The 24,653-nt window shown below is 40.0% G+C and carries 23 protein-coding genes; 13 read left to right on the forward strand and 10 right to left on the reverse strand.

The features are described from left to right. Positions 1-25 precede the first annotated feature (25 nt). Complete coding sequence (locus ACFQZJ_RS05615; RefSeq protein ID WP_379932912.1) at positions 26-709, reverse strand: hypothetical protein; 684 nt, start codon at positions 707-709, stop codon at positions 26-28. Positions 710-908: 199 nt separating this feature from the next. Here ACFQZJ_RS05615 and ACFQZJ_RS05620 point away from each other — a divergent pair, with 199 nt between their 5' ends. From ACFQZJ_RS05620 to ACFQZJ_RS05630, 3 genes are all read left to right on the forward strand, one after another. After that, a complete protein-coding gene (locus ACFQZJ_RS05620) occupies positions 909-1,790 on the forward strand; it encodes a PPK2 family polyphosphate kinase (protein ID WP_379932914.1) in 882 nt (293 codons plus the stop codon). Next, positions 1,762-3,174, forward strand: a complete 1,413-nt coding sequence (locus ACFQZJ_RS05625) for a M20/M25/M40 family metallo-hydrolase (protein ID WP_379932916.1) — start codon at positions 1,762-1,764, stop codon at positions 3,172-3,174. The genes ACFQZJ_RS05620 and ACFQZJ_RS05625 overlap by 29 nt, the downstream gene beginning before the upstream one ends. Positions 3,175-3,265: 91 nt before the next feature. Then, positions 3,266-4,198: a peptidylprolyl isomerase gene (locus ACFQZJ_RS05630; protein ID WP_379932918.1), complete on the forward strand. Its 933-nt coding sequence runs from the start codon at positions 3,266-3,268 to the stop codon at positions 4,196-4,198. 695 nt (positions 4,199-4,893) lie between these two features. Here ACFQZJ_RS05630 and ACFQZJ_RS05635 read toward each other — a convergent pair. Both ACFQZJ_RS05635 and ACFQZJ_RS05640 read right to left on the reverse strand, forming a co-directional pair. After that, a complete protein-coding gene (locus ACFQZJ_RS05635) occupies positions 4,894-5,088 on the reverse strand; it encodes a cold-shock protein (protein WP_027064347.1) in 195 nt (64 codons plus the stop codon). Between the two features lie 129 nt (positions 5,089-5,217). Then, positions 5,218-5,856, reverse strand: a complete 639-nt coding sequence (locus tag ACFQZJ_RS05640; protein WP_379932919.1) for a peroxiredoxin — start codon at positions 5,854-5,856, stop codon at positions 5,218-5,220. 338 nt (positions 5,857-6,194) lie between these two features. Here ACFQZJ_RS05640 and ACFQZJ_RS05645 point away from each other — a divergent pair, with 338 nt between their 5' ends. Then, positions 6,195-6,734, forward strand: a complete 540-nt coding sequence (locus ACFQZJ_RS05645; protein WP_379932920.1) for a YfiT family bacillithiol transferase — start codon at positions 6,195-6,197, stop codon at positions 6,732-6,734. Positions 6,735-6,742: 8 nt separating this feature from the next. Here the strand turns inward: ACFQZJ_RS05645 and ACFQZJ_RS05650 are convergent, their stop codons facing one another. Next, positions 6,743-7,273 (reverse strand): GNAT family N-acetyltransferase, encoded by a 531-nt coding sequence (locus ACFQZJ_RS05650; RefSeq protein WP_379932921.1) that lies wholly within the window; start codon positions 7,271-7,273, stop codon positions 6,743-6,745. Positions 7,274-7,379: 106 nt separating this feature from the next. Then, complete coding sequence (locus ACFQZJ_RS05655) at positions 7,380-7,940, reverse strand: thioredoxin family protein (protein ID WP_379932922.1); 561 nt, start codon at positions 7,938-7,940, stop codon at positions 7,380-7,382. Positions 7,941-8,198: 258 nt separating this feature from the next. On the opposite strand from ACFQZJ_RS05655, the gene ACFQZJ_RS05660 reads away from it, so the two are divergent. The 5 genes from ACFQZJ_RS05660 (at position 8,199) to ACFQZJ_RS05680 (ending at position 14,947) form a co-directional block, all read left to right on the forward strand. Continuing rightward, positions 8,199-9,119, forward strand: a complete 921-nt coding sequence (locus ACFQZJ_RS05660) for a bile acid:sodium symporter family protein (protein ID WP_379932923.1) — start codon at positions 8,199-8,201, stop codon at positions 9,117-9,119. A 4-nt stretch (positions 9,120-9,123) separates the two neighbouring features. Beyond that, entirely contained in the window at positions 9,124-10,167 is a 1,044-nt protein-coding gene (locus ACFQZJ_RS05665; protein ID WP_379932925.1) for a lysophospholipid acyltransferase family protein, read from the forward strand. A 512-nt stretch (positions 10,168-10,679) separates the two neighbouring features. Beyond that, complete coding sequence (locus ACFQZJ_RS05670) at positions 10,680-10,964, forward strand: hypothetical protein (protein WP_379932926.1); 285 nt, start codon at positions 10,680-10,682, stop codon at positions 10,962-10,964. A 108-nt stretch (positions 10,965-11,072) separates the two neighbouring features. Further along, positions 11,073-12,551, forward strand: coding sequence for a proton-conducting transporter transmembrane domain-containing protein (locus ACFQZJ_RS05675; RefSeq protein ID WP_379932927.1), 1,479 nt, complete (start codon positions 11,073-11,075; stop codon positions 12,549-12,551). After that, complete coding sequence (locus ACFQZJ_RS05680; RefSeq protein ID WP_379932928.1) at positions 12,551-14,947, forward strand: DUF2309 domain-containing protein; 2,397 nt, start codon at positions 12,551-12,553, stop codon at positions 14,945-14,947. The genes ACFQZJ_RS05675 and ACFQZJ_RS05680 overlap by 1 nt, the downstream gene beginning before the upstream one ends. A 308-nt stretch (positions 14,948-15,255) precedes the next feature. On the opposite strand, the gene ACFQZJ_RS05685 is transcribed toward ACFQZJ_RS05680, so the two are convergent. The 3 genes from ACFQZJ_RS05685 to ACFQZJ_RS05695 all read right to left on the reverse strand — a co-directional run bounded on the left by ACFQZJ_RS05685 (position 15,256) and on the right by ACFQZJ_RS05695 (position 20,061). Then, positions 15,256-17,775 carry a M14 family metallopeptidase gene (locus tag ACFQZJ_RS05685; RefSeq protein WP_379932929.1) on the reverse strand — a complete coding sequence of 840 codons (2,520 nt, stop codon included), beginning with the start codon at positions 17,773-17,775 and terminating at the stop codon, positions 15,256-15,258. An 87-nt stretch (positions 17,776-17,862) separates the two neighbouring features. After that, positions 17,863-18,240: a PUR family DNA/RNA-binding protein gene (locus ACFQZJ_RS05690; RefSeq protein WP_379932930.1), complete on the reverse strand. Its 378-nt coding sequence runs from the start codon at positions 18,238-18,240 to the stop codon at positions 17,863-17,865. Between the two features lie 69 nt (positions 18,241-18,309). Further along, the gene (locus ACFQZJ_RS05695) at positions 18,310-20,061 is read right to left on the reverse strand and encodes an ABC transporter ATP-binding protein (RefSeq protein WP_379932931.1); all 1,752 of its coding nucleotides are present in this window, start codon (positions 20,059-20,061) and stop codon (positions 18,310-18,312) included. 479 nt (positions 20,062-20,540) lie between these two features. Between ACFQZJ_RS05695 and nusB the strand changes: the two genes are divergently transcribed. From nusB to ACFQZJ_RS05715, 4 genes are all read left to right on the forward strand, one after another. Continuing rightward, positions 20,541-21,488, forward strand: coding sequence for a transcription antitermination factor NusB (gene nusB / locus ACFQZJ_RS05700; protein WP_379932932.1), 948 nt, complete (start codon positions 20,541-20,543; stop codon positions 21,486-21,488). A 49-nt stretch (positions 21,489-21,537) separates the two neighbouring features. Beyond that, positions 21,538-22,008 carry a DUF1573 domain-containing protein gene (locus ACFQZJ_RS05705; RefSeq protein ID WP_379932933.1) on the forward strand — a complete coding sequence of 157 codons (471 nt, stop codon included), beginning with the start codon at positions 21,538-21,540 and terminating at the stop codon, positions 22,006-22,008. 25 nt (positions 22,009-22,033) lie between these two features. Further along, positions 22,034-22,327, forward strand: a complete 294-nt coding sequence (gene yajC / locus ACFQZJ_RS05710; RefSeq protein WP_379932934.1) for a preprotein translocase subunit YajC — start codon at positions 22,034-22,036, stop codon at positions 22,325-22,327. A 97-nt stretch (positions 22,328-22,424) separates the two neighbouring features. Then, positions 22,425-23,774: a Gfo/Idh/MocA family protein gene (locus ACFQZJ_RS05715; protein WP_379932936.1), complete on the forward strand. Its 1,350-nt coding sequence runs from the start codon at positions 22,425-22,427 to the stop codon at positions 23,772-23,774. A 17-nt stretch (positions 23,775-23,791) separates the two neighbouring features. Here ACFQZJ_RS05715 and ACFQZJ_RS05720 read toward each other — a convergent pair whose 3' ends face one another. Next, positions 23,792-24,388 (reverse strand): YdeI/OmpD-associated family protein, encoded by a 597-nt coding sequence (locus tag ACFQZJ_RS05720; RefSeq protein ID WP_379932937.1) that lies wholly within the window; start codon positions 24,386-24,388, stop codon positions 23,792-23,794. A gap of 39 nt (positions 24,389-24,427) precedes the next feature. Then, on the reverse strand, positions 24,428-24,652 hold the full coding sequence (locus ACFQZJ_RS05725) for a hypothetical protein (protein ID WP_379932938.1): 225 nt from the start codon (positions 24,650-24,652) through the stop codon (positions 24,428-24,430). Position 24,653 lies beyond the last annotated feature (1 nt).

A 24,653-nucleotide genomic window follows, 5' to 3' on the forward strand; every position in this document is an offset into this window, starting at 1 on the left:
CGTCGGTTTAATTGACTGTTTTTGGTCAAAGGCAATCGGGAATTCTTAGTAGTGCATCTGCTGTAATCTCCTTGGTTCTGAGATTGTAATATTTCTTACCTTCGGATAGATCGGTCTTTAAAAGTTCTTTTTCACAATTCTCAAAGATTCTTTCGGCAAATGCACGAGCCTCTTTACAGCTTACCGTTTCCACTATTTTTTCAAGGGAGAGTTTATATTTCTCCAAGGAAAGATCAATTTTTTTGTTCAAGGAAGTCATCCCTTTTTTGTTCAAAAGTTCCGGTTTGTTTTCTGATACCGTATTAACGGCGAGTAGTTCATTTCCATATTTACTTTCATGTAAATCGTGCGATTCCAGTGCTTCTATTCCGCTTAGGGTAAACTTTAAAGAACGTTCTAAAAATATGCGTGTGGCGCTTAGGGAGGTAGCCTGGGTTGCCATTTTAAGGTTTTCCAAGCCTTCTTTCAAATCGGTTTCGGCATATTCACAACCGCAAATAGCTAGTTGTTTCTTGGATTTTTCTATCGCGTTTAGAGCTTTATAGGCATAAAACCGTGCTTGGTTTATATCATCCTTAGCTATTGCGGTCTCTGTTTGTGTTTTGGCAAAGCCAATATTGGAACCTGCATATTGGCATTCCATATTGGAGGTAAAGGAAGAAAACAGTACCAGTGACATAGCACCGATGAAGATATAGGTCTTGTTCATTATTTAAAATTTGGTCTTGTAAAATTTGGGACTTTTTACAGGTATAAAATTACTTCGGTATGGTGTATTTTAAATATACTATTCGATGGAAAACACCTAGTTCGCGTTTAATTAGGTAAAAAGTTAAAATCGTGTGTTGAACCGCAATTTTTTTTAACATTTGGGTGTATTTCATCGATTAAAACTTTTATATTTCCGTATGGATTATATAAAAACAGAACAATATCGGGCCGGTAGTAGTACTAAAATAGCCCAAGTGGCCACGCATCAGGACTTTGGTCTATCGGACAAACAGCTTAAAAAAGACCTAAAAAAGACACGTAGAAAACTAGGAGAGTTTCAAGATACTCTTTATGCACACAACAAATACAGCGTACTGGTTTGTTTACAGGGCATGGATACAGCGGGCAAGGATAGTCTTGTGCGCGAGGTGTTCAAGGATTTTAACGCGAGAGGGGTAGAAGTGCATAGTTTTAAGGTGCCAACCGAGCTAGAACTAGATCATAATTACCTCTGGAGACATTATATAGTACTGCCGGAAAAGGGCAAGTTTGGTGTATTCAACAGAACGCATTATGAAAATGTACTCGTTACTAGGGTTCATCCGGAGTATATTTTGAACGAACGGGTTCCAGGTATCCATTCGGTATCCGATATTGACCAGCGGTTTTGGGACAGGCGTTTTGAGCAGATCAACAATTTTGAACGGCATTTGGCAGAAAACGGAACTATTATCTTTAAGTTCTTCTTGCACCTTTCCAAAGAAGAGCAGCGCCAACGCTTGCTAAGAAGGCTATCGCTAAAAGAAAAACATTGGAAGTTTTCTCCGAGCGATCTTAAGGAACGCAAGCTCTGGGAAAGATATCAGGAATGTTATGAGGAAGCCATCAATAACACATCTACTGCACACGCTCCGTGGGACATTATTCCAGCGGACAACAAAAAAGCGGCACGCGTTATTGTCGCTACAATCCTTTTGGAAAGGTTAAAAAAATACAAAGATATAGAGGAGCCGCATTTGGATGCTAAAATAATGGCTAATTTAGAGACCTATGAAAAGGAACTACAGAACGAAGAGTAAAATTGGCCTTCTGGCTTTATTTTTGATTTTTACCCAGGTTATCTTCTCCCAAACGAATGATGAGGTCCAGCTACGCAAAATTTACGACGTTGCACTAGACCAAGGAAAATCCTATGATTGGCTAAATTATCTTTCCAATCAAATTGGTGGTAGGTTGTCAGGCTCTATTCAGGCGCAACAGGCGGTCGAATATACCAAGGCGGAATTGGATGCGCTTGGTTTGGATCAAGTCTGGTTGCAGCCGGTAATGGTGCCCAAATGGGTTAGGGGTACACCTGAGTTCGCTTATTTTGAAACTGATCCAGGCAGCACTACCAATGTACCCATCACAGCCTTAGGAGGTTCTGTGCCCACACCTCCAAAGGGTATAAAGGCAAAACTAATTGAGGTACAAAGTATAGCGGAGCTTGATGCCTTGGGCGCCGATAAAATAGCTGGGAAGATCGTTTTTTTCAATAGGCCGATGGACCCACGACAAATTAACACGTTCGATGCCTATTCCGGTGCGGTAGATCAACGAAGTTCGGGAGCCAGGGAAGCCGCTAAGTTTGGAGCTTTGGGTGTTATTGTGCGTTCCATGAACCTAAGACTGGATGATTTTCCGCATACGGGAGGCATGGATTATGGCGATACCCCTCTAGATCAAAGAATTCCAGGGGCAGCTATAAGTACGAATGCTGCGGAGTTGCTAAGTGCAACCTTAAAGTTAAATCCGGAAATCAGTTTTTACTTCAAGCAAAACTGCAAACAGATGGATGATGTACAAAGCTTTAACGTCATTGGTGAAATCAAGGGAAGCACCCATCCCGATGAAATTATAGTGGTAGGCGCACATTTGGATTCTTGGGATTTAGGTGATGGTTCCCATGACGACGGTGCCGGCTGTGTACAGAGTATGGAGGTGTTACGAATTTTTAAAGAGATGGATTATAAGCCTAAACGTACGCTTAGGGTGGTGCTGTTCATGAATGAGGAGAATGGCTTACGTGGTGGTAGAAAGTATGCCGAAGTTGCCAAAAAGAACGATGAGAATCATATTTTTGCCTTGGAAAGTGATGCCGGAGGATTTACGCCAAGAGGTTTTTCTTTTGATGCATCGGACACAAACTTTAAACGTGCACTAAGTTGGAAACCATTATTGGAGCCCTACCAAGTAACGATGTTAGTTCAAGGATTTAGCGGTGCCGATATAAGTCCCCTAAAAAATGATACGATAGTACTGGCAGGGTTAAGGCCCGATTCACAGCGGTATTTTGAGCACCATCATTCCGATAACGATAGGTTCGAACATGTGAATAAGCGAGAATTGGAATTAGGAGCTGCCGCTATGGCAAGCCTTGTTTATCTTTTCGATACCTACGGCATAGAAACGGCAGGTGAGTAGGGTTTGCGGCCCAACTTATATGAGGTAGTTGCTTCCTGCAAAAAATCCTAACAATTTTCCATACCTTTGCGCCTTACTAAAAAATAGGACAATGGAAGACGGAATCTACGCAAAATTCAATACAACAAAAGGAGAGATATTGGTTAAGCTCACCTACGACAAAACCCCGGGTACGGTGGGTAATTTTGTGGCCTTGGCCGAAGGTAAAAAACAGAATACCGCAAAAGCCGAAGGAGTACCTTATTACAATGGTTTAAGCTTTCACCGTGTAATCCCGGATTTTATGATTCAAGGAGGATGCCCTTTAGGGACGGGTACGGGAGATGCCGGATATAAATTCGATGATGAGTTTCATCCAGAGCTTAAGCACGATGCACCTGGAGTTCTTTCCATGGCCAATGCAGGGCCTGGAACCAATGGAAGCCAGTTTTTTATCACCCACATTCCTACCCCATGGTTGGACAATAAGCATAGCGTTTTTGGTCATGTCGCTTCAGGGCAAGAAGTTGTTGATACTATAGCTCAGGGCGATACGCTAGAATCTGTAGAAGTTATTAGAGTTGGTTCCGATGCCCAGGCATGGGACGCATTAGAAGCGTTTGATGCTTTTTCTAGATCTGGTGCGGAACGTATAGCCGCCGCAAAAGCCGCCCAAGCTGCAGAACTTGATAAAGTTGCGGCCGGTTTTGAGGAAACTCCCTCCGGTCTTAGATATAAAATGATACAAGAAGGAAAGGGAGCCCAAGCAGAACAAGGAAAACAAGTTTCGGTTCACTACGAAGGTTCCTTGCTTAACGGACAGGTTTTCGATTCTTCTTACAAGCGAAGCGAGCCTATAGATTTTCAATTGGGGGTAGGTAAAGTAATTCCAGGATGGGATGAAGGTATCGCACTTTTAAAGGTAGGTGATAAGGCACGCTTTGTAATTCCATCAGATTTGGCGTATGGAAGTGCAGGGGCCGGTGGGGTTATTCCTCCGGATGCAACGCTTATTTTTGATGTGGAGTTGATGGGGGTAAGCTAATTACTGCGCAGTTAATACTTAAAAACACTTTGGTCGCTTAGATCAAGGTGTTTTTTGTTATTTAGCCTTAGGTAAACCAAACAAAAAAATTAAAAGATTTACCAGAAGGAGTATAAGGATAATAGTGAAAAATGCCTTCATAAGTTTTAACGATTATAGTTACTAAACAACTAAAGCGCAAATTCCCCTACCAACAGGAGCACAAAAAAATACTATTTATTTTTTATGACGTCCCCAAAGATCATAATCAAATTTATGATAATCAGGGAGAGTAAGATTAGGAGAAAGGTGTTCATTAGATGTTTACTATACAAGTCGTTTAAACTTTCTACGTTCGCTAAAAAATTGCTTTTTTTCACCGCGCGCTGCAGCTGGCTCCTCATTCAAAAGCCAAATTGTCGGCTTTTGTTTCGGCCCTGTTTTTTTTACTTCCCTAGCAATGCCATGCAACTCAAAAAAGTCTTCAAAGGTTCAAAAAATCACTAATTTTCGTTTGAACGCAAACAGTTCAAACCATTTGATATGGAGAACTACAGTTTTGTTTAATTTTAAGATGTAATTATATCAATAAGGTTGCGTAAGGTTAAACAAAACGGTTAGGAAAAAGTTATAAACTACCGGTTTAAAAAATAGGGTATAAAAAAACCCGATTCTAGCAGAATCGGGTTTATACTATAAAAAAGTTAAATCTTTACCTAGTCAATTACTTTTACATTAACGGCGTTTAATCCTTTTTTACCTTGTTGTAGTTCAAATTCTACAACATCACCTTCACGAACTTCGTCGATTAAGCCAGAAATGTGTACAAAGTGATCTTCGTTCGAACCATCTTCAGTGATGAAACCATATCCTTTAGAATCATTGAAGAATTTTACTGTTCCTTTACTCATAATAAAAAAAATTATATATTAATTAAAAACCAAAGATACCATATTTTTTTTAAATTATAATAATTTAACATAAATATAGTATCTGTAAGTGTTTAGAAATCAATTGTCTTGGATAGTAATGGGTCCAAATCAATTCGTTGGGTCAGGGGTCATTCTTAAGTACGGCTTTATTTCCTCTATACCTTTGGTGAAAATTTCCTTGGCATCTGCTGTTTTAATTGCCGGACTAACCACAACTTTTTGGCCCCGTTCCCAGTTTGCGGGAGTAGCAACCTTATGATTGGCAGTAAGTTGCAAGGAATCTATAACACGAAGCAATTCGTAAAAATTACGGCCTGTTGACGCAGGATAGGTAAGCGTTAGTTTTACACTTTTGTCCGGGGCTATTATGAATACGGAACGCACGGTTAAGTTGTTATCGGCGTTTGGGTGAATCATATCGTATAAATCGGACACTTTCTTATCTTCGTCTGCAATAATAGGGAAGTTTACCGTGGTGTGCTCTACTTCGTTTATATCCTTGATCCATTCGGCATGGGACGCTACACCGTCTACACTCAAGGCTATCATTTTCACGTTCCTTTTATCGAACTCGTCTTTGAATTTTGCTGCCGTACCTAGTTCGGTCGTGCATACGGGTGTAAAGTCTGCTGGGTGCGAAAATAAGATACCCCAGCTATTCCCTAGATAATCATAAAGGTTAATCGTACCTATGGAGCTTTCCGCTGTGAAATTTGGAGCTGTATCGCCTAATCTTAATGTTGCCATTTTTGTTGTTTGTTTTTAACAAATTATTATCCTACAAATTTAGTAGATTAATGTGGTGCGAATCGTTTTTATAAGGTTAAAATAGTTTTAAAATATTGTAATTTAGATTGGGAACCTTCATGTGCCTTCCACTCTCCTTAACTATCTATACAAATCGTGGGCAAAACTTTTAAAATTAGATATCGGCCCTTAATAGCCAAATTCAAGTTAAGCAAGGAACAATAATTGCCCTTTATCAAATAAGGCTTTAACTCTATATCATTAGAACTAAAAGTTGAGAGACCAATAACTGATGTGTCGGTGTTTTGAATTTTGGAATCTTTAGTTACATTTAACCTATGGAAAATTTAGAAAAATTACGTTACCCCATAGGACGTTTCAACTGTCCCGAACACATAAGTGAAGCAAAAGTTAAGGAGTGGATTCTTTCTTTGGAAACCTTTCCCGACCGATTAGAAGCTACGATCGCTAACATGACCCAAGACCAGTTAGAAACGCCATACAGGCCTGGTGGTTGGACGGTGAGACAATTGGTGCATCATCTTGCCGATAGTCATCATCATAGTTATACACGTTTCAAATGGGCACTAACCGAAAATAATCCTGTAATAAAGGCATACAAGGAAAAGGCATGGGCCGATCTTCTTGATGCACATACTGCTCCTGTAGCTATATCGGTAAACTACCTTAAAGCACTGCATACAAAGTTGGTGTTTGTTTTAAAGAAACTCTCCAAAGATCAGCTAACGTTATGCTTTATACATCCAGCCGATAACAGTAAGGTTAGCCTTGCGGAAAATATTGGCAAGTACGCTTGGCACGGAAATCATCATCTAGCGCATATTCAAAACCTAAAACAACGTGAAGGTTGGATGTAAAAGAATTTTTATAGGATTTTCTTTTTCATTATGAACATTGGTTTTTCTTCATCCAACACGTGTTCAAACTTTACCTCCGTAGTGCTGTGAACGTAAAAACCGTGTTGTTTATAGAAGTTTAGGGCAGGTCCTTTTTGCATGGTGGCAAGCCAAACCAATTTTTTATTTGCTTCCTTGGCCCTCAATAGTATAAATTCGAGTGTTTTGGTTCCGATCCCCTGGCCTACGGCTTCCTTGATGATATATATTTTGTCTAGATACAATGCTTCTTTTTTGGAATATCCGTCTATAGCACAGTCTATAATCAGTTTTACGATTCCTACATATATCCCATGCTTTTTTATCAAGAAAAATTGCGTGTTTGCATCGCTATGTTCTTCTTTTAGTACCGTATGGGTAAAACTTTCCTGTACATAAGGAGACGTGTCGGCATTGGCCCATAAATGGGTATAATGTTCATTATATGCCTTTGTACCCACCTGTATGTATTTGTCGAACATTTTAGGGCTTAGCGGTTCCATGTAAATAAGGTCGTTCATCCTAGCCCTTAACTTGGTTCAAAGGTCATGTATGTTTTGCTATGACCAGCAAAGGAATTTTGAGCTAAAACTTCTGAATCGGGTATCGATTTCATGATGTCAAAATTCATTTCGTTTTCCATTTGATATTACAGCCAATACTTGGTTTTTGATCGGTAGTAATAGGGTTACCGGTTAATAGTGCATCCATTGCTACTCTTAGGTCCTTTCCGGTAACCGGTATGCCGTTTTCAGGTCTGGAATCGTCCAATTGCCCACGGTATACCAATTTCAAGGCTGCATCAAAAAGATAAAAATCCGGGGTGCAAGCTGCGTCGTAGGCCCTGGCAACTTCTTGAGTATCATCATATAAATAAGGAAAAGTATAGCCCGCCTCTCTTGCGGTTATTTTCATGAGCTCTGGATTGTCTTGCGGATAGTTTACAATGTCGTTGCTTGAAATGGCTATAAAACCAATTCCCTTTGCTTGATAGTCTTTTGCAAGTTTAGAAATTTCAGGGTTCACGTGTTTTACAAACGGACAATGATTGCAAATGAACATGATTACAGTTCCTTTTGTTCCGGTTGTACGTTGTAAATCTAATTTGGTGCCGCTTACGGTATCCCATAAGCTAAAACTGGGTGCCTTGGTACCCAAGGCCAACATTTTACTTTCTGTTCTCGCCATGCTTTCTAAGGTTATTCGATAAAGTTACATAGTATTTCTTGTTCCTTGGTACTATGCTAAGACCTAATGTTTGAAAGCATAAATATAGTATATGCAATAGTTTTAAAAGAGGGTACTAAAGTGTTTGTGCCCAAGTTTTGTAGCGCGTTGGATTACCGATTTTAGCAGCTAAAGTAGTATCTTGGGTGCTCCGGAAAAGATAAATGCGTTTTTTGGATAACAAATGAGTAGGAATACACCTTAAAAAAATATGTTTTTTTGACCGATACGCTTTTAGATAACATACACATAAACTATAATGGAGAAGCGCTGTGGACAATGAATGTTGTACTGGCATTTGTGATGTTCGGGATAGCGTTGGAAATTTCGGTCGGAGACTTTAAACAATTGTGGTCCAAGCCCAAACCGGTCCTTGTTGGGGTATTGAGTCAGTTTTTGGTGCTGCCTGCCTTCACATTTTTGCTTGTTTGGAGTATAGATCCATATCCAAGTATAGCCTTAGGTATGTTTATGGTTGCCGCGTGCCCCGGTGGTAATATCTCTAATTTTATTTCGCATTTGGCTGGCGGTAATACGGCACTTTCTGTTTGTCTTACTGCAATCGCTACCTTATTGGCAGTAGTGATGACACCTTTAAATTTACAGCTTTGGGGTTCTTTTTATGGGCCAACATCGGTGATTTTAAAAGAAGTGGCCATATCTCCATGGCAGATGGTGAAATTGGTTGGTTTGCTTTTGGGGCTTCCGTTGGTTTTGGGGATGTTCGTAAACTACTGGAAACCGAGGCTTGCTTTTAAAATGGCCAAAATTCTAAAGGTAGTTTCCTTACTGTTTTTTATTGCCTTGGTGTTTTTGGCGCTATACAACAATCGAGAGGTGTTTTTTGACTACATATTTTATGTGTTTTGGATTGTACTTGTTCATAATATTTTGGCATTTTTTACGGGCTTTTCACTTGCCAAGGCTTTTGGACTTCATACGCCCGACACCAAGTCTATAACCATAGAGACCGGAATCCAAAATTCCGGACTGGGTTTACTGCTCATATTTACTTTTTTCGACGGTCTTGGGGGAATGGCACTTTTAGCCGCATTTTGGGGAATATGGCATATTGTTTCAGGCCTGGTCTTGGCTAGCTTATGGAATGCTAAAACGGTAAAAACCCAAAAACTGGTTTAAGTAAATGTTGTACCGGGCGCTTAAAAATATCATTCACATCGGCCTCTATTGCTACCATAGCAGAATTCTCGTTTATGGCCTTGAGAATATACCTAAAAATAAACCTGTACTTTTTTTGCCCAACCATCAGAACGCCTTGATCGATGTACTGTTGGTCGCCGTTAATTGCAACAGAAAACCTTATTTTCTAGCTCGATCCGATATTTTTGGAGGACGTGTATTAAATGTACTTTTCGAATACGTAAGAATGATTCCCATTTATCGCATGCGCGATGGTAGGAATACCCTGTCCAAGAACGATGCTGTTTTCGATAGTTGTGCCCGTGTATTAAGCAAGGGGGAAGCCATAGTTATGTTTCCTGAAGGAAATCACAATTTAAAAAGAAGGGTTAGACCTTTGAGCAAGGGCTTTACGCGAGTGCTATTTCGTGCTTTGGAGCAGTCTCCTGAGCTAGATATTCAGGTCGTTCCGGTTGGTTTGAACTATACGTGCGCGGAGAATTTCCCCAGTTCTGCCGCGGTCTATTATGGTAAACCTATTGCGATCCAAGATCTATACGATAAAGAAGACCTGCCAAATTCCGTGGTCAATATTAAGGAAGCGGTCGCATTTCGCTTAAAAACGCTCACCACGCATATTTCACCCGAAGTACAATACAATGAAATTGCAAGTTACCTTGAAACGCAAAAGGTGAGTTTTTTAGATCCAGAAAAAACTAATCGTTTAATAAGGGAAGGATTCCCTTTAACTGCCCCTAAGGTCGAAAAAACTAGGGCCCACACTAATGAAAACAATATTTTTAAGAGTGTGTTCCTGTTTTTAAACTTTCCTGTAATTTTATTTTGGAAGCTGCTGATACGACCTAGGGTTCCCGAGACGGAATTTATCGGAACGTTTAGGTTTGCCTGGTCCTTTGTAGGTTTTATGCTTTATTTTAGTCTTTTGTTCGTACTATTTTTGTTCACTGCGAATCTTTGGTGGGCACTTGGAACAGTCTTTTTTCTATGGATGTTTAATGTAGGCTATGTTAAATTTTTATCAAATTGAAGGTTGCCAAGGTCGCGAAAAAAAAGGGTCGCTAAGCGTTTTAGCGTTACCTATAAATTTCTAGGCTTGGTATAGAACCTTTTAGCCCATGACCCGATATTTGATTTCCCACTTTGGCATAAGTGGTTTAGACTTGATAATCTACCAAAGTCTTGCTTCCTTAAAAGTATGGTCAAATACTCCTTTCTTCTTCCAATACAGGTCATTTTTCCTTAATTGGCAGCATAACAATGTACGTGTTGCTTTATAATAGTGCTATTTTTTTTCAACTTTTGATAGCTAAGGGAGAGTGTCTAATCTTTAAAGTTTATTGGGTGTTTAGACAATTCATAAATTTTATTAATACAAAAGATAATTAATATAGATAATAATTAATAGATTCAATGTCCGATCTTCGCATCAAATTAGAAGTATGCGTTAAGAGGAAGTACAGAAATGCGGATAGTGCACTATAAATTTTTACGGCGTATCAGAAAATCTTAAAAGCATCACACCTAAAGGGTATTTTATAAATGAACGAAAATATCACATTCATAGAAGGGCGTTTTAGTCCAGCCGAGGCAGCGGATGTTCTTCTTTCCTTACTCAACGACAAAATTAAATTTCATACCGTAAAATCGCTTAACCTACGAGAGGCCGATAATGATTCTGATAATGGTTCGGCGGTACGAATCACCCGTTTGCGCCAGGCTAAAAAGCGTGTAGAAGAGTTAGTTGTCCTTGCCCATAAGAAAGGTATGGAGCTCAAAATTGATAGCAACATTGAAATTAATCTTGTACCAAGATCAACAGCTTGAAATCATATCTTTTGACCTTGATCAAGCGCTGCCTTACGACCCAAAAACGTCATTTGTCTACAATATCATTACTATTAGTTAATCAAATCAATTAAATCAAATAATTACGTGGAAAATTCCTTACAAGGTACCAAAAACATGTACGTACCCGAAAAACCGGAGAGTATTTTACCTGCTACAGTATCAAAAATAACTACTGTGGTGCTATGGTCACTTTTTGTGGCCAATGTCATTTGTTTAATCTATTTTTTTCCCAATGTTCCGGAATGGAAGTATGAAAATATTTTTCGGCTAAACGGATTTACCGTTTTAATCTGGACTACGGTTACCTTTTTCGGAGCTTTGGTAAGTACCTATGCCGGCAACTATCTTAAAGGGTTTAGGTACCATTCAAAATTTATGATGCTTTGTCTTGGTTTTACCGGGTCGGTTATGCTTTTTGTAGTGTCCGATCATGTAGCTCCCTTGTTGTTCAGTTGGTTGATAATGGGCGTCTTTATGTCTAGGCTGATTGGTGTGGATACCCAATGGGGCGAGGCACGGGAGGCATCTAAATTCAGCCAAAAGTACTTTTTAACGGGCACCATTTTTTTTGGTACGGGAGTTTTACTTTTAGCCTTTCAGAGCGGTAAGTTTACGGTGAGCGGGATAGTTGCTTCACTGGACGGGCTTCCTGTCTATATCACATCTACTGCAGTTGCCTGCATCATTATAGCTGCTATCGTACAGTCGGCCATATATCCTTTTCATCGTTGGTTGCTTTCCGCTATGACCGCACCTACACCGGCTTCGGCGCTTATGCATGCCGGTTTTGTGAACGGCGCGGGTATTTTGTTGACCCTGTTCTCCACACTTCTCTTTGCGACGAATACTTTGGATCTGTTGTTTGTAATTGGTGGCCTAACCGCTGTCATAGCCCAGTTTACGAAACTGTTGCAGGTAAACGTAAAACAAAAGTTAGCCTGTTCCACCATTGCCCAAATGGGTTTTATGATCATGCAGTGCGGTCTAGGCTTTTTTAATGCCGCCGTAGCGCATTTGATTCTCCATGGCTTTTACAAGGCCTATCTCTTCTTGGCTTCGGGAGAGGAAATTGCACATGGTAAACCCCAAAAAGTACCACATATAACTATAAAACCTTTTCAGGCTTTGGCGGTTTTGTTCTTTGGTGCATTGGGAGCGCTATTGTTCACAATGCTTACGGGCAAAGGAACTGCCATTGATAGTAGTATCTTTTTAACGCTTATAGTGGCCATAACAGTGGGTCAGGTAACCTATAACATTGTAAAGGAAAAAAGTTTATCCATAGTACAGAAAATATTTTTACCACCTATTTTGTTCATCGCGGGTGTTGGTGTCTACGCGTTAATATATAATGGTGTAACCCTGTTAATGGCAGATATGCCCATGGTTGAGGTTTCACTTCCGCTTACTATGGTTCAAGTAATTTTTGGGGCGGTTTTCCTTGTCGGGTTTTTTGTGATGAAGTTGGGAATTTATCGAAACGTTCCTTGGATCTACGTTAAACTTATGAATATCTCACAGCCGTATAAAAAATCGATTTTATTTTATAAATCTAAATCCTAATGATGCCACAGAATATTTTAAAAAGCATAACCCAAGCTTCCAATGTAATTGGTAAGACATGGCCTTTGTACTCATTTGTTACCTCCAATCCTTTATCTGGGTATGAGGGAACGGACTTTAAAACGGCAGTTGATAATGCCGGAGCGATTTTAAACACCACTATGTTTCCCGAAGCGTCCTTGTTTAGACAGGCTTGGGAACAAGGGGAAATAAACAAGCTGGAAGTAGAGAAACTGTTGTTGGAAAAGGGATATGATAAATCTCCGGATTTTTACCTTGAACAAATGGAAGCTCGGAAAGAAACTAGTGAAAAGAACAAAAGTCATAAGATAGATGATATTATGGCAAAGTGGCTTTCTGCCTTTATGGACGAAGGGCTTGCGGAATGGGAAATGCCCGGAAAGGAAGCCGGATTCTATGCAGCTTGGCGTAAATTGGCCAAATTTGACCAAGAGCTTAAAATAAATGATATAAACGATATACCAAAAAACAGTTCTGAGGCCTTACAAGAGGTATTGAAAGGTACGCCGGAAAATAATTATGTTGCTATTTTTACGTACCATTTGGCCGCCTTGCCAGGTTGGACGGGTTATATAAATTATAGAGTGGAATCCAACTCGCTTTGGCACCAAACATATCCTATAACATTGGAGGATTATTTGGCCGTCCGTCTTTGGATAGCTAAACATTTGAACTTGGAACTACTGCCCAAGGATCATGTGGGTACTATTCCTGCGGCCTTGACAGAAGTCCCATATATTTGGTTAAAAGCTTGGGAAAGTACGTGGCAGCAGCAGTTGGTCAATTCCTTAGAAGTACAAACAGCCGATGAAACCGATTTGGAAGAGTCAAAAAATATTCCGGATGCACAAATGGCATTTTGTATCGATACCAGGTCGGAACTTATACGAAGGCACGTGGAGAGCAAAGGCAACTATGAAACCTTTGGATATGCCGGTTTCTTTGGTATTGCCATGGATTACAGCAATTTACAGGACGGACTTAGTCGAAAATCCTGCCCACCCATCGTTACATCCGCTTATCTCGTATCCGAAAAGGCAGGGCCTAATAAGGAAGAAGAACTGATTACGTTCCAAAAGAAAAACGAGAAATCAAAATTCGGTGCCTATTTCTTTAAGCGTATGAAGAATATGTTACCGTCCGCTTTTGGCTTTGTAGAGGGTTCGGGATTCTTTTATGGTTGTTATCTATTAATCCGAACCTTTGCCCCGGGCAGGTTTTATCGATATAAAAAGAAAACTTTACCTGCTTATGAAAACCTATGTACTCCGGAAATACAGAGTGCAAATGATGACAAGGCTATACAACTCAATATTCCTTTAGATGAAAAAGTGGGCATTGTAAAATCTGCTTTTGACCTTACCGGTTGGCAGCACTTTGCTCCTTTGGTTCTTTTCGTAGGGCATGGCAGTCATTCGGCCAACAATGCCTTTGCATCAAGTTTGGATTGCGGAGCCTGTGCCGCCAGTCCGGGAAGGCATAATGCCCGTATGCTGGCGAGTTTGGCCAATGAAAAGGAGGTAAGAACCGCATTGGCAGAAATACATGGTATACGGCTCACGGATAGTACTGTCTTCATAGGAGCTGAACATAATACCACTACAGACGAAATCGTTATTTTCGATGCCGAAGTTCCCACTTCGCACAAGGAAAAATTGGCAGTTCTGAAATCAAACTTGGTATTGGCGCAACAAACTGCCACACAAGATCGCTTGGGTGTTGATAAAAATAGTGTAACCGTGGCGCAAGGTAAGGCCAACCAATGGAGCGAAACAAGACCGGAATGGGGCTTGGCGAAAAATGCAGGTTTTATAGTTGGTCCTAGATCGCTTACCAAGACAGAAAACTTGGACGGTCGCTGTTTTTTACATTCCTACAATTGGAAATTGGATAAAACTGGAGCTGCTTTAGAAGGTATCATGCAAGGGCCTATGGTGGTTACCCAATGGATCAACAACCATTACTATTTCTCTATGGTAGCTAATGAAACCTTTGGAGGAGGTTCTAAAATAACCCATAATATTACGGGTAGGTTCGGCGTTGTTCAAGGTAATGGCGGCGACCTTAAAATGGGTCTTCCCTTACAATCCTTACGTGCCTCGGATACGGAAATGTACCATAAGCCTTTGAGATTATCCGTGATGATACAAGCACCTAAGGCCCGGCTGGTAGACATATTGGAGCGTAATGGGAATTTACGCATGCTTTTAGATAATCAATGGATCTATTTGATGGTTGTGGATCCTATGAACAACAATAAGATAGAGAAGTACGGAAAAGGCTTGCAGTGGATCCCTGTATCCGCAGAATCCGATTCTGAGGTTGAGCATAATACAAAAATAGCTTATGAAGAAGCCGAGGCAGTAACGGTTTGATCTTGTGGTGTTTTGGCGCTTTTGGAAAACCCAAGATTACCCAGCACGGGTTTGCCCTTTTACTTGTTTATGGAGGTTTATTTGTGCCTAAGTTTGTTTAAGCACGTGAACTTCGCTTTTAATAGATGGCGGACTTGCTTCTAGATGTCTTACGCAACGTTATAAAGCGGGTCTTTGAATAACATTTCTTTTAATTTGGAACTAAAGACTGCCTATTGGTTGTATCATAGTACAACCAATAGGCAGTAAAATTCCGTAGCTCTACGGGCGAGAACCAGTTGGTTAACTACCTTGATTTATTATGTAGACTACATCAGCTCGCCAAAAAAGATAGCGTTCATTAGTAACTTGTTGGTACCGTACCAAAAAGCACGGAAGTTGGTATTATCGGTAAATGCTATTACCTTTCCTTTTCCTAATCCTTGAACTTGAAAAGGAACGGAATTTTTAAGCATCTCTAAGTTCTCTTCGGAAATATAACCGCTCAATAGAGGGTCGTTGGTATACACGATAGGGTTGTTATAACTATTCTTATCTGGCTTTATGTATACATTGGTATTACGGAAAAGGGATATATTGGTGTTCTTGTAACCATAGTTAATTGGGTGGGTGAGATCTAGCCCTGCTTCAAAAATAGCACCTCCTGTTACTTGCGCACCTCTAAAATCGCTTTTCTGCTCAAAATTGATATTCTTGCCTACCAAGGTGTCTTTTTTAAATTCGAGCTTCATGAATTCATTTTTATTAAACCATTCCGCTATGTTCCGGTAGCCTATCAAGGTGCCCCCGCTTTTTACCCACTCCTTTATCTTATCCGTATTACCTTTATCGATGGCGTTCCCGTAAGCACTTGGAAGAATAATGTCCGTGTACTTGCTAAGGTCTACGGAGCGCAGATAGCTAAGGTCTATTTTTGTTAACTCTATGTTGTATCGCGTATCGAACAAATGCCAGATTTCCCCTGCATCATAGGACCGAATGCCGTTTCCTACTATAATTGCCACTTTCTGCTTTTTAACAGGTTCAAAGTCGTTACTTCCTAAATCTATGCCTTTGGTAAGTCCCGTGCCCACAGAGGTTATGCTCAAGTTGCTTTCGGTAGCTACTTGTTGCATAAACTCATGTAGTTCGTTAGCGTTCAAATCTTGGTTTTGTACAGGCACCATAATGGTTCCGTAACCATAGGTTTTTCCCTCAAGGGTAAACGGCGACGTGGCCACCTTGGCACGAATTCCCTTTTGGGTGATTGTATTTAATGCTTTTGGTGTGTAGTACTCGTTCCATTCAAAAAGGTAGGCATAGCTACTCTTGGCGCTCACGGAACCGATCATGGGAGGCAAGCTGGTGATTTCCGGCCCTGCGTTGTTTAAAGAGCTCACTTCTGTGTAATCCACATTAAAAGCTAAGGGGAAGGTCCAAGCGGAAACATCGTAGAAAATGCTGTCCTTGAACGTAGTGCGCTTTTCGAACATGCCCTTAATCAATCTAGGGTTTTTCTGGTTCATGGGAATTACATAGCTTTTTCCTTTAGCATACGATTTACCGTTTATGGTAGCATCGTTTGCCAATTCATGGAATTTGATTTTATGTCGTTGCAGAATCTCTGCCAGGTGCCACGCCTTGGCCCCGTCCTTACTGTCGCCGAAAACAATGCCTTTTACTTTGCTCCTAGATGCTTCGGCCTTAATGTCTTGGTAATACTTTTGCTGGTAGTTCAGGATTTTTTCCCGCATATTCTTTGCCGCTTCTATGGTAGAAAGTGCGGTGGTGAACTGGTTGCGAACTGTAAACGGAAAAGTCAATAGGCCGTTTTCACTTTCTTGTATATGCCCTCTGGAGCTTCCTTGCTCAAATAGGATGCCTATGCTTCCGTTCACATCCGGAAAAGTAGATCCTTTGCCATAGTAGTAGTCGTCATAGCCTTCTTCGGAATAATATAAGGACCCAATTTTGTCCAAGGCCTTGGCATGGTATGTTCCTATTTCACGGGTAAGTTCTTGGTTCATGTCCGGTGTTAACGGGTGTGTTCTCATAGGTTCTCCCGGTTGAAAGAAAAAGGTAGAGTTCGTACCCATTTCATGATGGTCGGTTAAGATATTGGGCATCCATTTATGAAAACTTTCGATACGCGCCCTGCTTTCGGGTAGTTGTACGGGTAGCCAATCACGGTTCATATCAAACCAGTAATGGTTGGTTCTGCCGCCGGGCCATACTTCATGGTATTCCCGTTCGTTGTTATCGGCCACTAGGGTTATACTTTTATTGGTATTTGCCCAGTAAGCAAAGCGTTGCAGTCCGTCCGGATTAAAGGAAGGGTCCAGTAAAATGACCATTTTGTCTAGCATTGCTTCTATTTCAGGGCCTTGTGCCGCGGCCAAATAATAGGCGTAGGCCAGGGCTGCATTAGAGCCACTGGGCTCATTGCCGTGTATGGAGAAGCCTTGGTAGACTATTATGGGCATAGATGAGGTGTTTGCATCTGTGCCACTTTCGGTCAGTGCTACGTGGTCTTTTCTAATTTGTTCTATGTTTTGATGGTTTTGAGGAGTGGTAACCGTTAATAATAAAATAGGTCTACCCTCAAAGGTCTCGCCACGATTTTCAATACTGATGCGGTTACTTGCCTTGGCCAAGGCCTGCATGTAGAACATAAGTTTGTCATGGGTTACGTGCCATTCTCCAACTTCGTGCCCAATAATGTCCTTGGGTGTTGGAATGGATGCATCATAGGAAATGTTTTGTGGAAGGTAATAATTGAGGTCCAATTTTTCCTGCGCTAAGGAAGTAAAGGAAACAGCGAGTAAAACGGATAGTAATAGATTTTTCATGTGTCTGATGTATTTAGCTAGGCTATAAAAATAAAAAACGACCCTTAATAATTGGGGTCGTTATAGGTTTATTTCAGTGAAATAATGTTAAATGTCATCAAAGCTGACATCGGTAAAATTTCCTCGGGGTGTATCCTTGGTATCTGCAGTTATTTCGTCCTCTTCCTTTTTAAAATCTTTTTGGTGTCTTTCGGAAATTACCTCGGTACCTTTTTCGTTAACGATAAAGTCCATCATCTCGGCTACGTTTTCCTTAAAGGCATCAAAATCCTCTTTATAAAGGTAGATTTTATGTTTTTTGTAGTGAAAAGACCCATCGTCATGTGTGAATTTTTTGCTTTCGGTAATCGTTAAATAGTAATCACCTGCCTTTGTGCTTCGTACATCAAAAAAGTACGTTCTTCTTCCGGCTCTTAAAACCTTGGAGTGAATTTCCTCTTGGTCCATTAAATCTTTATCGCTCATTTCTTTATGGTTATCACGTGTTGTTTACTATCAAAAATGGAAAAAAAAAAGCTATCTGACAACAATTTACTAGTTTTCTTTCTTTGAAAGTTGGTTCTGGTAAAGCGCCTTATAGTAGCCTTCTATAGAATTTAGGTCTTCGTGGGTACCTTGTTGCAATAGCTCACCATTTTCCAGTACAAGAATTTTATCCGCGTTTATGGCAGAGGAAACTCTATGGCTAACTATTAACGTTGTCTTATGGGTAGATGCTTTTTTAAGGTTGGACAGTATTTCTTCTTCAGTTTCCGTGTCTACCGCGGACAGGCAGTCGTCAAATAGATATATCTCTGGGCTTTTTAGCAATGCCCTCGCAATCGATATCCGTTGTTTTTGTCCTCCGCTTAGCGTAATGCCCCGTTCTCCCAATACGGTTTCATATTGTTTTGAAAAGCCCATAATATTATCATGGACTACCGCTTGTTTGGCTATGGCAATGATTTCCGCATCGGTTGCATCGAATTTTCCGAATTTGATATTGTTCTTTATGGTGTCTGAAAATAGAAACGCATCTTGGGGAACCGCACCAATAGACTTTCTAAGGTCTGTTAGATTTATGTTTTTAATGGGTTCGTCGTCTATGGTAATTTCTCCTGAGCTTACATCGTACAAACGTGCTACCAGATCTAATATCGTAGATTTTCCGGAGCCGGTTTTGCCTATGATGGCCACCGTTTCTCCGGGGTTAATGGTAAAGGATAAATCTTTTATTGCATGTATATTGGTGTCCTCATAGGTGAAATTAACGTTCTTGAACGTTATCTTGCCTTTGATTTGGAGCGAACGGGATTCCCTGTTCTCTAGTTCGGGCTTCTCGTTCAAAAATTCATTTATTCTTTTTTGACTTGCCTCCGCACGCTGAACAATGGAAGTTAACCAGCCTACAATGGCTACCGGCCATGTGAGCATATTTACATAAAGAATAAATTCGGCTATTAGCCCAACGCCAATTTCCCCATTTATGTATTGCATACCTCCAATGTAGATTACCAAGATGTTACTGATGCCGATAAGCAACACCATCAACGGAAAAAACCATGCATTTACTTTTGCCAAACTCATGCTTTTATCCTTTCCTTCTATGGCTAATTGGCCAAGTTCGGTGTTGGTCTGCGGTTCTAGCGCGTATGCCTTAATTACGGAAACACCGGAGAATACTTCTTGTGTAAATGTGGACAAAGAAGAAAGATATTCTTGTACGACCGTACTCCTTTTATGTATGATCTTACTGATTTTGTAGATAAGGACAGATAGGATCGGTAGTGGTAATAAGGTGTAAGCGGCCAAAGTAGGTGCCTTAATGAACATTAAGGGAATAAGGCAGGCAAACAGGGTCAATGTCTGAATTCCATACATTATTGCAGGTCCGGCATATAAGCGCACTTGGTTAACGTCTTCGCTGATACGGTTCATTAAATCCCCGGTCCTATTTTTTTTATAGAAATTAAGGCTCAGGATTTGGTAATGGTCAAAAATCTCATTTTTAAGATCATACTCTATATAACGAGAGACATAAATGATTGTCTGTCGCATAAGAAAAGTTAAGAAACCAGAAAGTAATGCCGCTCCTACAATAATTAGTATGAAAAGGCTTAATTGTTCCTTTGCAGCTTCCTTTGCTATCGCTGAACTCAAATACTGTTCCACCACCGTGATGATTTTGTTCACATAGGAGGGCATAACCAATTGGAAAAGCCGGGCAAAAATGGTGATTACAATCCCTATTAACAGTTTAAGCCAGTATTTTTTAAAGTATTTGTTGAGGTGCTTAAGTTCCTTCATCGACTAAATTAAATGGAAATTGTAACTTTTTTATTTTTCAAAGATAGGTTTTTGACCTAGAGTTTAATCTTGAGAACGGTTTTAATTTAAGGTGTTTTGGCCTCCAATTAATTCTGGTAACTAACTTAGACCTTGGGTATGTAGGCATAAATTCTAGGGTATATTAAAATACCAGTGGCTTAATATTAGTCGAGTTTACAGGTTTTTAAGATGTTGTTTCTATATAGTTTTTAGAGCACGGGGGTTAAGATGCCCTACGATTTTAAAAACCATTACATGTAAAACCGATTTACTTTGTTTTATCTGGTTCGTTGGTTGGTCTTCGATCTTACATTTGTAGGTAAGGGAGACAGCGGACCGTTATTTTATAGTCCATAAATTATATATTGCTTAAGAATAAATACAATTGATTTTGTGCCGCTATAAATAGATGCGTACTTTTGCCGATTAAAGTACAAATCTTAAAAAAGTTCTTAAAAATGCTTACAAGAAGGCATATCAGGGTAAAGGTGATGCAATGCATTTACGCGCTGATTCAATCCAAGGATGATTCCCTGCCAAAACAGGAAAAGTTTTTAAAAGTAAGTATAGAGAATACATATACCCTATATCTGGTATGGTTAAGTCTTTTTGTAGAAATTCAGCAAAAGGCGTCGGAACAACTTGCCCTTTCTTCAAAAAAATACATAGCAGATGCCGAGAACGGCTATGCGGACAAGGCAAGGTTTGTAAATAATGCGCTTTTACTGCAGTTAAAAAACAATCAGCTTTTAAAAGAAACCTTATCCAATAGAAAATTGGATAATTGGTACTTGAACGAAGAGTACGTAAAACTCATCTATAAGGAAATTATAGAAAGCAAGGTGTACGAAGATTATATGAAGCAGCCTCAGTCTGATTTTACAATGGATAAGGAATTGATTTTGAACTTGTTTAAGGAAATTATAGCGCCTAACGAAAAGATTTATGAATATTTTGAGGATGATAAACTAACTTGGATAGATGATATTCCGATCGTAAACACCTTTATTCTTAAACAATTTAAAAAAGCAAAGGAGCAGCATAACGAGTCGTTCTTTCTGCCAAAGTTGGTTAAGGATCAGGAGGATTTGGTTTTTGCGAATGATCTTTTAACAAAGACCCTGTTAAAGAATACGGCGTTGGAAAACGAGATAGAGGGCAAGACGCCCAACTGGGATAAAGACCGTATTGCAGATATAGACAGTATCTTGCTTAAGATGGCCATCTGCGAACTGCTTCACTTTTCATCTATTCCCGAACGTGTAACCATAAACGAATATCTAGAAATCGCAAAAGAGTACTCAACGCCCAAGAGTAGTATTTTTATCAATGGAATTTTGGATAAGTTGACAAAAGAATACAAGGCCGAGGGAAAGCTTAACAAAATGGGTAGGGGACTGTTATAAAATAATTTTATAATTTTACGTTTTAATATAATAACAAATAGTTTTAATCATGAAAAAAATAGTTTTAGCCGTAGGTTTGGTATCGATGTTGGCATTTACTTCCTGTAAGGAAAATGCTTCTGAAAAAATTAAGACAGATAATGTAGCGCAAGCGGCAGTAAGGGACGAGGCGGCAAAAGCAGTTCCTGTAATGTCCTTTGAAAAAGCGGAACATGATTTTGGTACTATTGAACAGGGAGCTGCCCAAGAGACTAGATTTAAATTTACAAATACAGGTAATGCGCCGCTAATTATTACCGATGCCAAAAGCAGCTGTGGCTGTACTGTACCCAACCCGCCAAAAGATCCTATAGCACCTGGGGAATCCAGTGAATTACTGGTAAAATTTAATGGTGCCGGACAAAATCAGGTTACAAAAACGATTACCGTTACGGCCAATACGGAGAAAGGTTCCGAAATACTTAGGATAAAAGCCTTCGTAAACCCAAAAGGTGCCGCGCCTCTTGGACCGGTAAAATAATTTTAAATTCAAATAAACACCAAAAATGGGCGATATAGGACAATTTCTTCCGATGATATTGATTTTCGTGGTAGCGTATTTTTTTATGATACGACCGCAAATGAAAAGGCAAAAAGACGAGAAGAAGTTTTCGGCTGAGTTAAAACGTGGCGATCGCGTTATAACGAAAAGTGGTCTGCACGGAAAAGTGGTAGATATTAATGATAAGGACTCCTCATGTGTTTTGGAAACCATGGCAGGCAAACTTAAATTTGATCGTTCAGCTATTTCTATGGAGATGAGCAAAAAATTAGCAGCTCCCGCACTAGAAAAAAAATAGGCTACCTTTAGTATAGCATAGCAAAGGCACCAATAGCAATATTGGTGCTTTTTTTATGTTTGAAAATACGTATCTTAATGGCTTAAAATAGTTGAATATGTCTTTAGATAGAAGAAGTTTTTTGAGAAAAGGAACCGCAGGACTTGCCGTTACCGGAGCATCATTTTTGTTTCCGATGGAACTCTTGGCGGCAGTACGTAAAAAGGTTGGGCCTAACGATACAATTAATATAGGTCTTATAGGTTGCAAAGGAATGGGTTTTTCCGACCTTACATCTATCTTAAAAATTAGTGATACCAATGTAATCGCCTTATGTGATGTAGATGAAAATATCCTACGAGCCAGAACTGCGGACTTGGAAAAGGCAGGCATCAAAAAACCTAAATGGTATACCGACTATAGACGTCTTTTAGAGAACAAGGATATAGATGTAGTTGTTATTGGCACGCCAGATCACTGGCATTGCCTGCAATTGACAGATGCCCTGCAAGCAGGTAAGGATGTGTATTGTGAAAAACCTATCGCGAATTCTATTCAAGAGTCGAAAATTATGTTGGACTATGTTGGGGCAAGCGATCGCATGGTGCAGATTGGCCAATGGCAAAGGAGTCAGCCACATTTTGTAGACGCCATTGATTACGTGCATTCCGGTAAGTTGGGCGAGATACGCTTGGCAAAAGCATGGGCGTATCAAGGATGGATGAAACCTGTACCCATTACCCCTGATACCGCGGTACCTAAAGGAGTAGATTATAATATGTGGTTGGGCCCGGCACCAAAAAGGGATTTTAATAAAAATAGGTTCCATTTTAGCTTTAGGTGGTTTTGGGATTATGCAGGTGGGTTAATGACAGACTGGGGCGTGCATTTAATTGATTACGCGCTTTATGGAATGAAAGCAGGAACGCCTAGATCAGTTATGGCATTAGGAGGAAAATTCGCCTACCCGAATGATGCTTCCGAAACACCGGATACCTTGCAGACCGTATATGAATACGATGGATTTTCTATACTATGGGAGCACGCTACAGGAATAGATGGTGGTAATTATGGCCGTAATCATGGGATTGCTTTTATTGGTAACAATGGCACGCTGGTGTTGGATAGGCAAGGTTGGGAAATCATACCGGAGAAGGAGTTTCAGGGTTGGGATAAAGACGGTATACCTAAAATGGAAGCTGCCACTTTTGATAAAGGCACTAAAAACGGTTTGGACCTGCATACGCAGAACTTTATTACAGCGGTTAAGGATAGGGACGCCTCCAAACTTACTGCACCTATACAAGTAGGATATGATGCCGCATTGGTGTCCCACATGGGAAATGTAGCGTTTAAAACGGGAAATCGTATATATTGGGATGAAACAACGGGTCTGTTTAAAAGTGAAAAGGCAAATGAAATAATAAAGGCCAATTACCATAATGGGTGGACACTGCCTATGCTGTAGATGTTGAGTTTTCTTTTCTATCGATACCTATCGTTTAGACTTTTTCCCTGCAAAATCATAGGAATAATTTTTTTAAGTCGAGAGGCTTTAGTTTTCACTTGTTTGGCAGAATTAATATAAGTCTTGTACTCTTTTTGTTTATAGGGGGAAAGGGCATTATACGCTTGATGTAGTTCGCTGTTGGTTTGTAAAGCGCTGGATAAAATCTTTGGCATGTTTACATTATCATTATCTGTTAATTGCCTAGGGGTTTTCAACCCCTTTTCTTCAAGTTGTATCGCCTCCTGGATATATGTAAGGATAAGATCTGGGTTTATTTCTTTTTTTGAGGTAAACTTCCAATGGCGCATGGCCTTGGTTTTCCCTTCTTGCGCATTTACCAAAACCTTATGTGGGTCCTTTAAAAAAACACCGTTAAAAAACCAGAATCCAAAGTGGTGGTTAAACCTGCAAATGGCTATCACATTTTTATTGTTTAACGTATACGTAGGGAAGTTCCATTTGTAGGTTTCCTCTAATTTTGTTTCTTTTAAAAGCCGTCTAAGAACTGCTATAGCGTCCTTAAAAAGATGCTCTTTTGAAAAGTAGGCCTCAATTTTTTCAGTTCGTTCCATATATATAATAAACGTTAATGGTTGGTATGTCCTGGCAGCTCAATTTAAAGTTTTTATATATGCCCGTACTTTCTGTTCCGCATCAAAATGATGTGTTTCGTCCTCGGCTCGTTCTCTGCTAACTATTACCGTGAAACCATTTTTTGTTTTGATCAATTGGTAGGAATCGTGACCGTGGCTATTTATAAAAGTGCTGTTTTCTCGGACAGCATCGAACATCTGTTTTAGTTCACCCTTTTTTTTATGTGGTTTCTTTTTTCCCATA

It is taken from the genome of Maribacter chungangensis (genome assembly GCF_042676845.1).
Lineage (GTDB): Bacteria > Bacteroidota > Bacteroidia > Flavobacteriales > Flavobacteriaceae > Maribacter > Maribacter chungangensis.

What these genes read in the sequence shown, in the direction of transcription:
- ACFQZJ_RS05615 (WP_379932912.1), bottom strand. Translation starts at nt 709, where the DNA reads ATGAACAAGACCTATATCTTCATCGGTGCTATGTCACTGGTACTGTTT.
- ACFQZJ_RS05620 (WP_379932914.1), top strand. Translation starts at nt 909, where the DNA reads ATGGATTATATAAAAACAGAACAATATCGGGCCGGTAGTAGTACTAAA.
- ACFQZJ_RS05625 (WP_379932916.1), top strand. Translation starts at nt 1,762, where the DNA reads ATGAAAAGGAACTACAGAACGAAGAGTAAAATTGGCCTTCTGGCTTTA.
- ACFQZJ_RS05630 (WP_379932918.1), top strand. Translation starts at nt 3,266, where the DNA reads ATGGAAGACGGAATCTACGCAAAATTCAATACAACAAAAGGAGAGATA.
- ACFQZJ_RS05635 (WP_027064347.1), bottom strand. Translation starts at nt 5,088, where the DNA reads ATGAGTAAAGGAACAGTAAAATTCTTCAATGATTCTAAAGGATATGGT.
- ACFQZJ_RS05640 (WP_379932919.1), bottom strand. Translation starts at nt 5,856, where the DNA reads ATGGCAACATTAAGATTAGGCGATACAGCTCCAAATTTCACAGCGGAA.
- ACFQZJ_RS05645 (WP_379932920.1), top strand. Translation starts at nt 6,195, where the DNA reads ATGGAAAATTTAGAAAAATTACGTTACCCCATAGGACGTTTCAACTGT.
- ACFQZJ_RS05650 (WP_379932921.1), bottom strand. Translation starts at nt 7,273, where the DNA reads ATGAACGACCTTATTTACATGGAACCGCTAAGCCCTAAAATGTTCGAC.
- ACFQZJ_RS05655 (WP_379932922.1), bottom strand. Translation starts at nt 7,940, where the DNA reads ATGGCGAGAACAGAAAGTAAAATGTTGGCCTTGGGTACCAAGGCACCC.
- ACFQZJ_RS05665 (WP_379932925.1), top strand. Translation starts at nt 9,124, where the DNA reads ATGTTGTACCGGGCGCTTAAAAATATCATTCACATCGGCCTCTATTGC.
- ACFQZJ_RS05670 (WP_379932926.1), top strand. Translation starts at nt 10,680, where the DNA reads ATGAACGAAAATATCACATTCATAGAAGGGCGTTTTAGTCCAGCCGAG.
- ACFQZJ_RS05680 (WP_379932928.1), top strand. Translation starts at nt 12,551, where the DNA reads ATGATGCCACAGAATATTTTAAAAAGCATAACCCAAGCTTCCAATGTA.
- ACFQZJ_RS05685 (WP_379932929.1), bottom strand. Translation starts at nt 17,775, where the DNA reads ATGAAAAATCTATTACTATCCGTTTTACTCGCTGTTTCCTTTACTTCC.
- ACFQZJ_RS05690 (WP_379932930.1), bottom strand. Translation starts at nt 18,240, where the DNA reads ATGAGCGATAAAGATTTAATGGACCAAGAGGAAATTCACTCCAAGGTT.
- ACFQZJ_RS05695 (WP_379932931.1), bottom strand. Translation starts at nt 20,061, where the DNA reads ATGAAGGAACTTAAGCACCTCAACAAATACTTTAAAAAATACTGGCTT.
- nusB (WP_379932932.1), top strand. Translation starts at nt 20,541, where the DNA reads ATGCTTACAAGAAGGCATATCAGGGTAAAGGTGATGCAATGCATTTAC.
- ACFQZJ_RS05705 (WP_379932933.1), top strand. Translation starts at nt 21,538, where the DNA reads ATGAAAAAAATAGTTTTAGCCGTAGGTTTGGTATCGATGTTGGCATTT.
- yajC (WP_379932934.1), top strand. Translation starts at nt 22,034, where the DNA reads ATGGGCGATATAGGACAATTTCTTCCGATGATATTGATTTTCGTGGTA.
- ACFQZJ_RS05715 (WP_379932936.1), top strand. Translation starts at nt 22,425, where the DNA reads ATGTCTTTAGATAGAAGAAGTTTTTTGAGAAAAGGAACCGCAGGACTT.
- ACFQZJ_RS05720 (WP_379932937.1), bottom strand. Translation starts at nt 24,388, where the DNA reads ATGGAACGAACTGAAAAAATTGAGGCCTACTTTTCAAAAGAGCATCTT.
- ACFQZJ_RS05725 (WP_379932938.1), bottom strand. Translation starts at nt 24,652, where the DNA reads ATGGGAAAAAAGAAACCACATAAAAAAAAGGGTGAACTAAAACAGATG.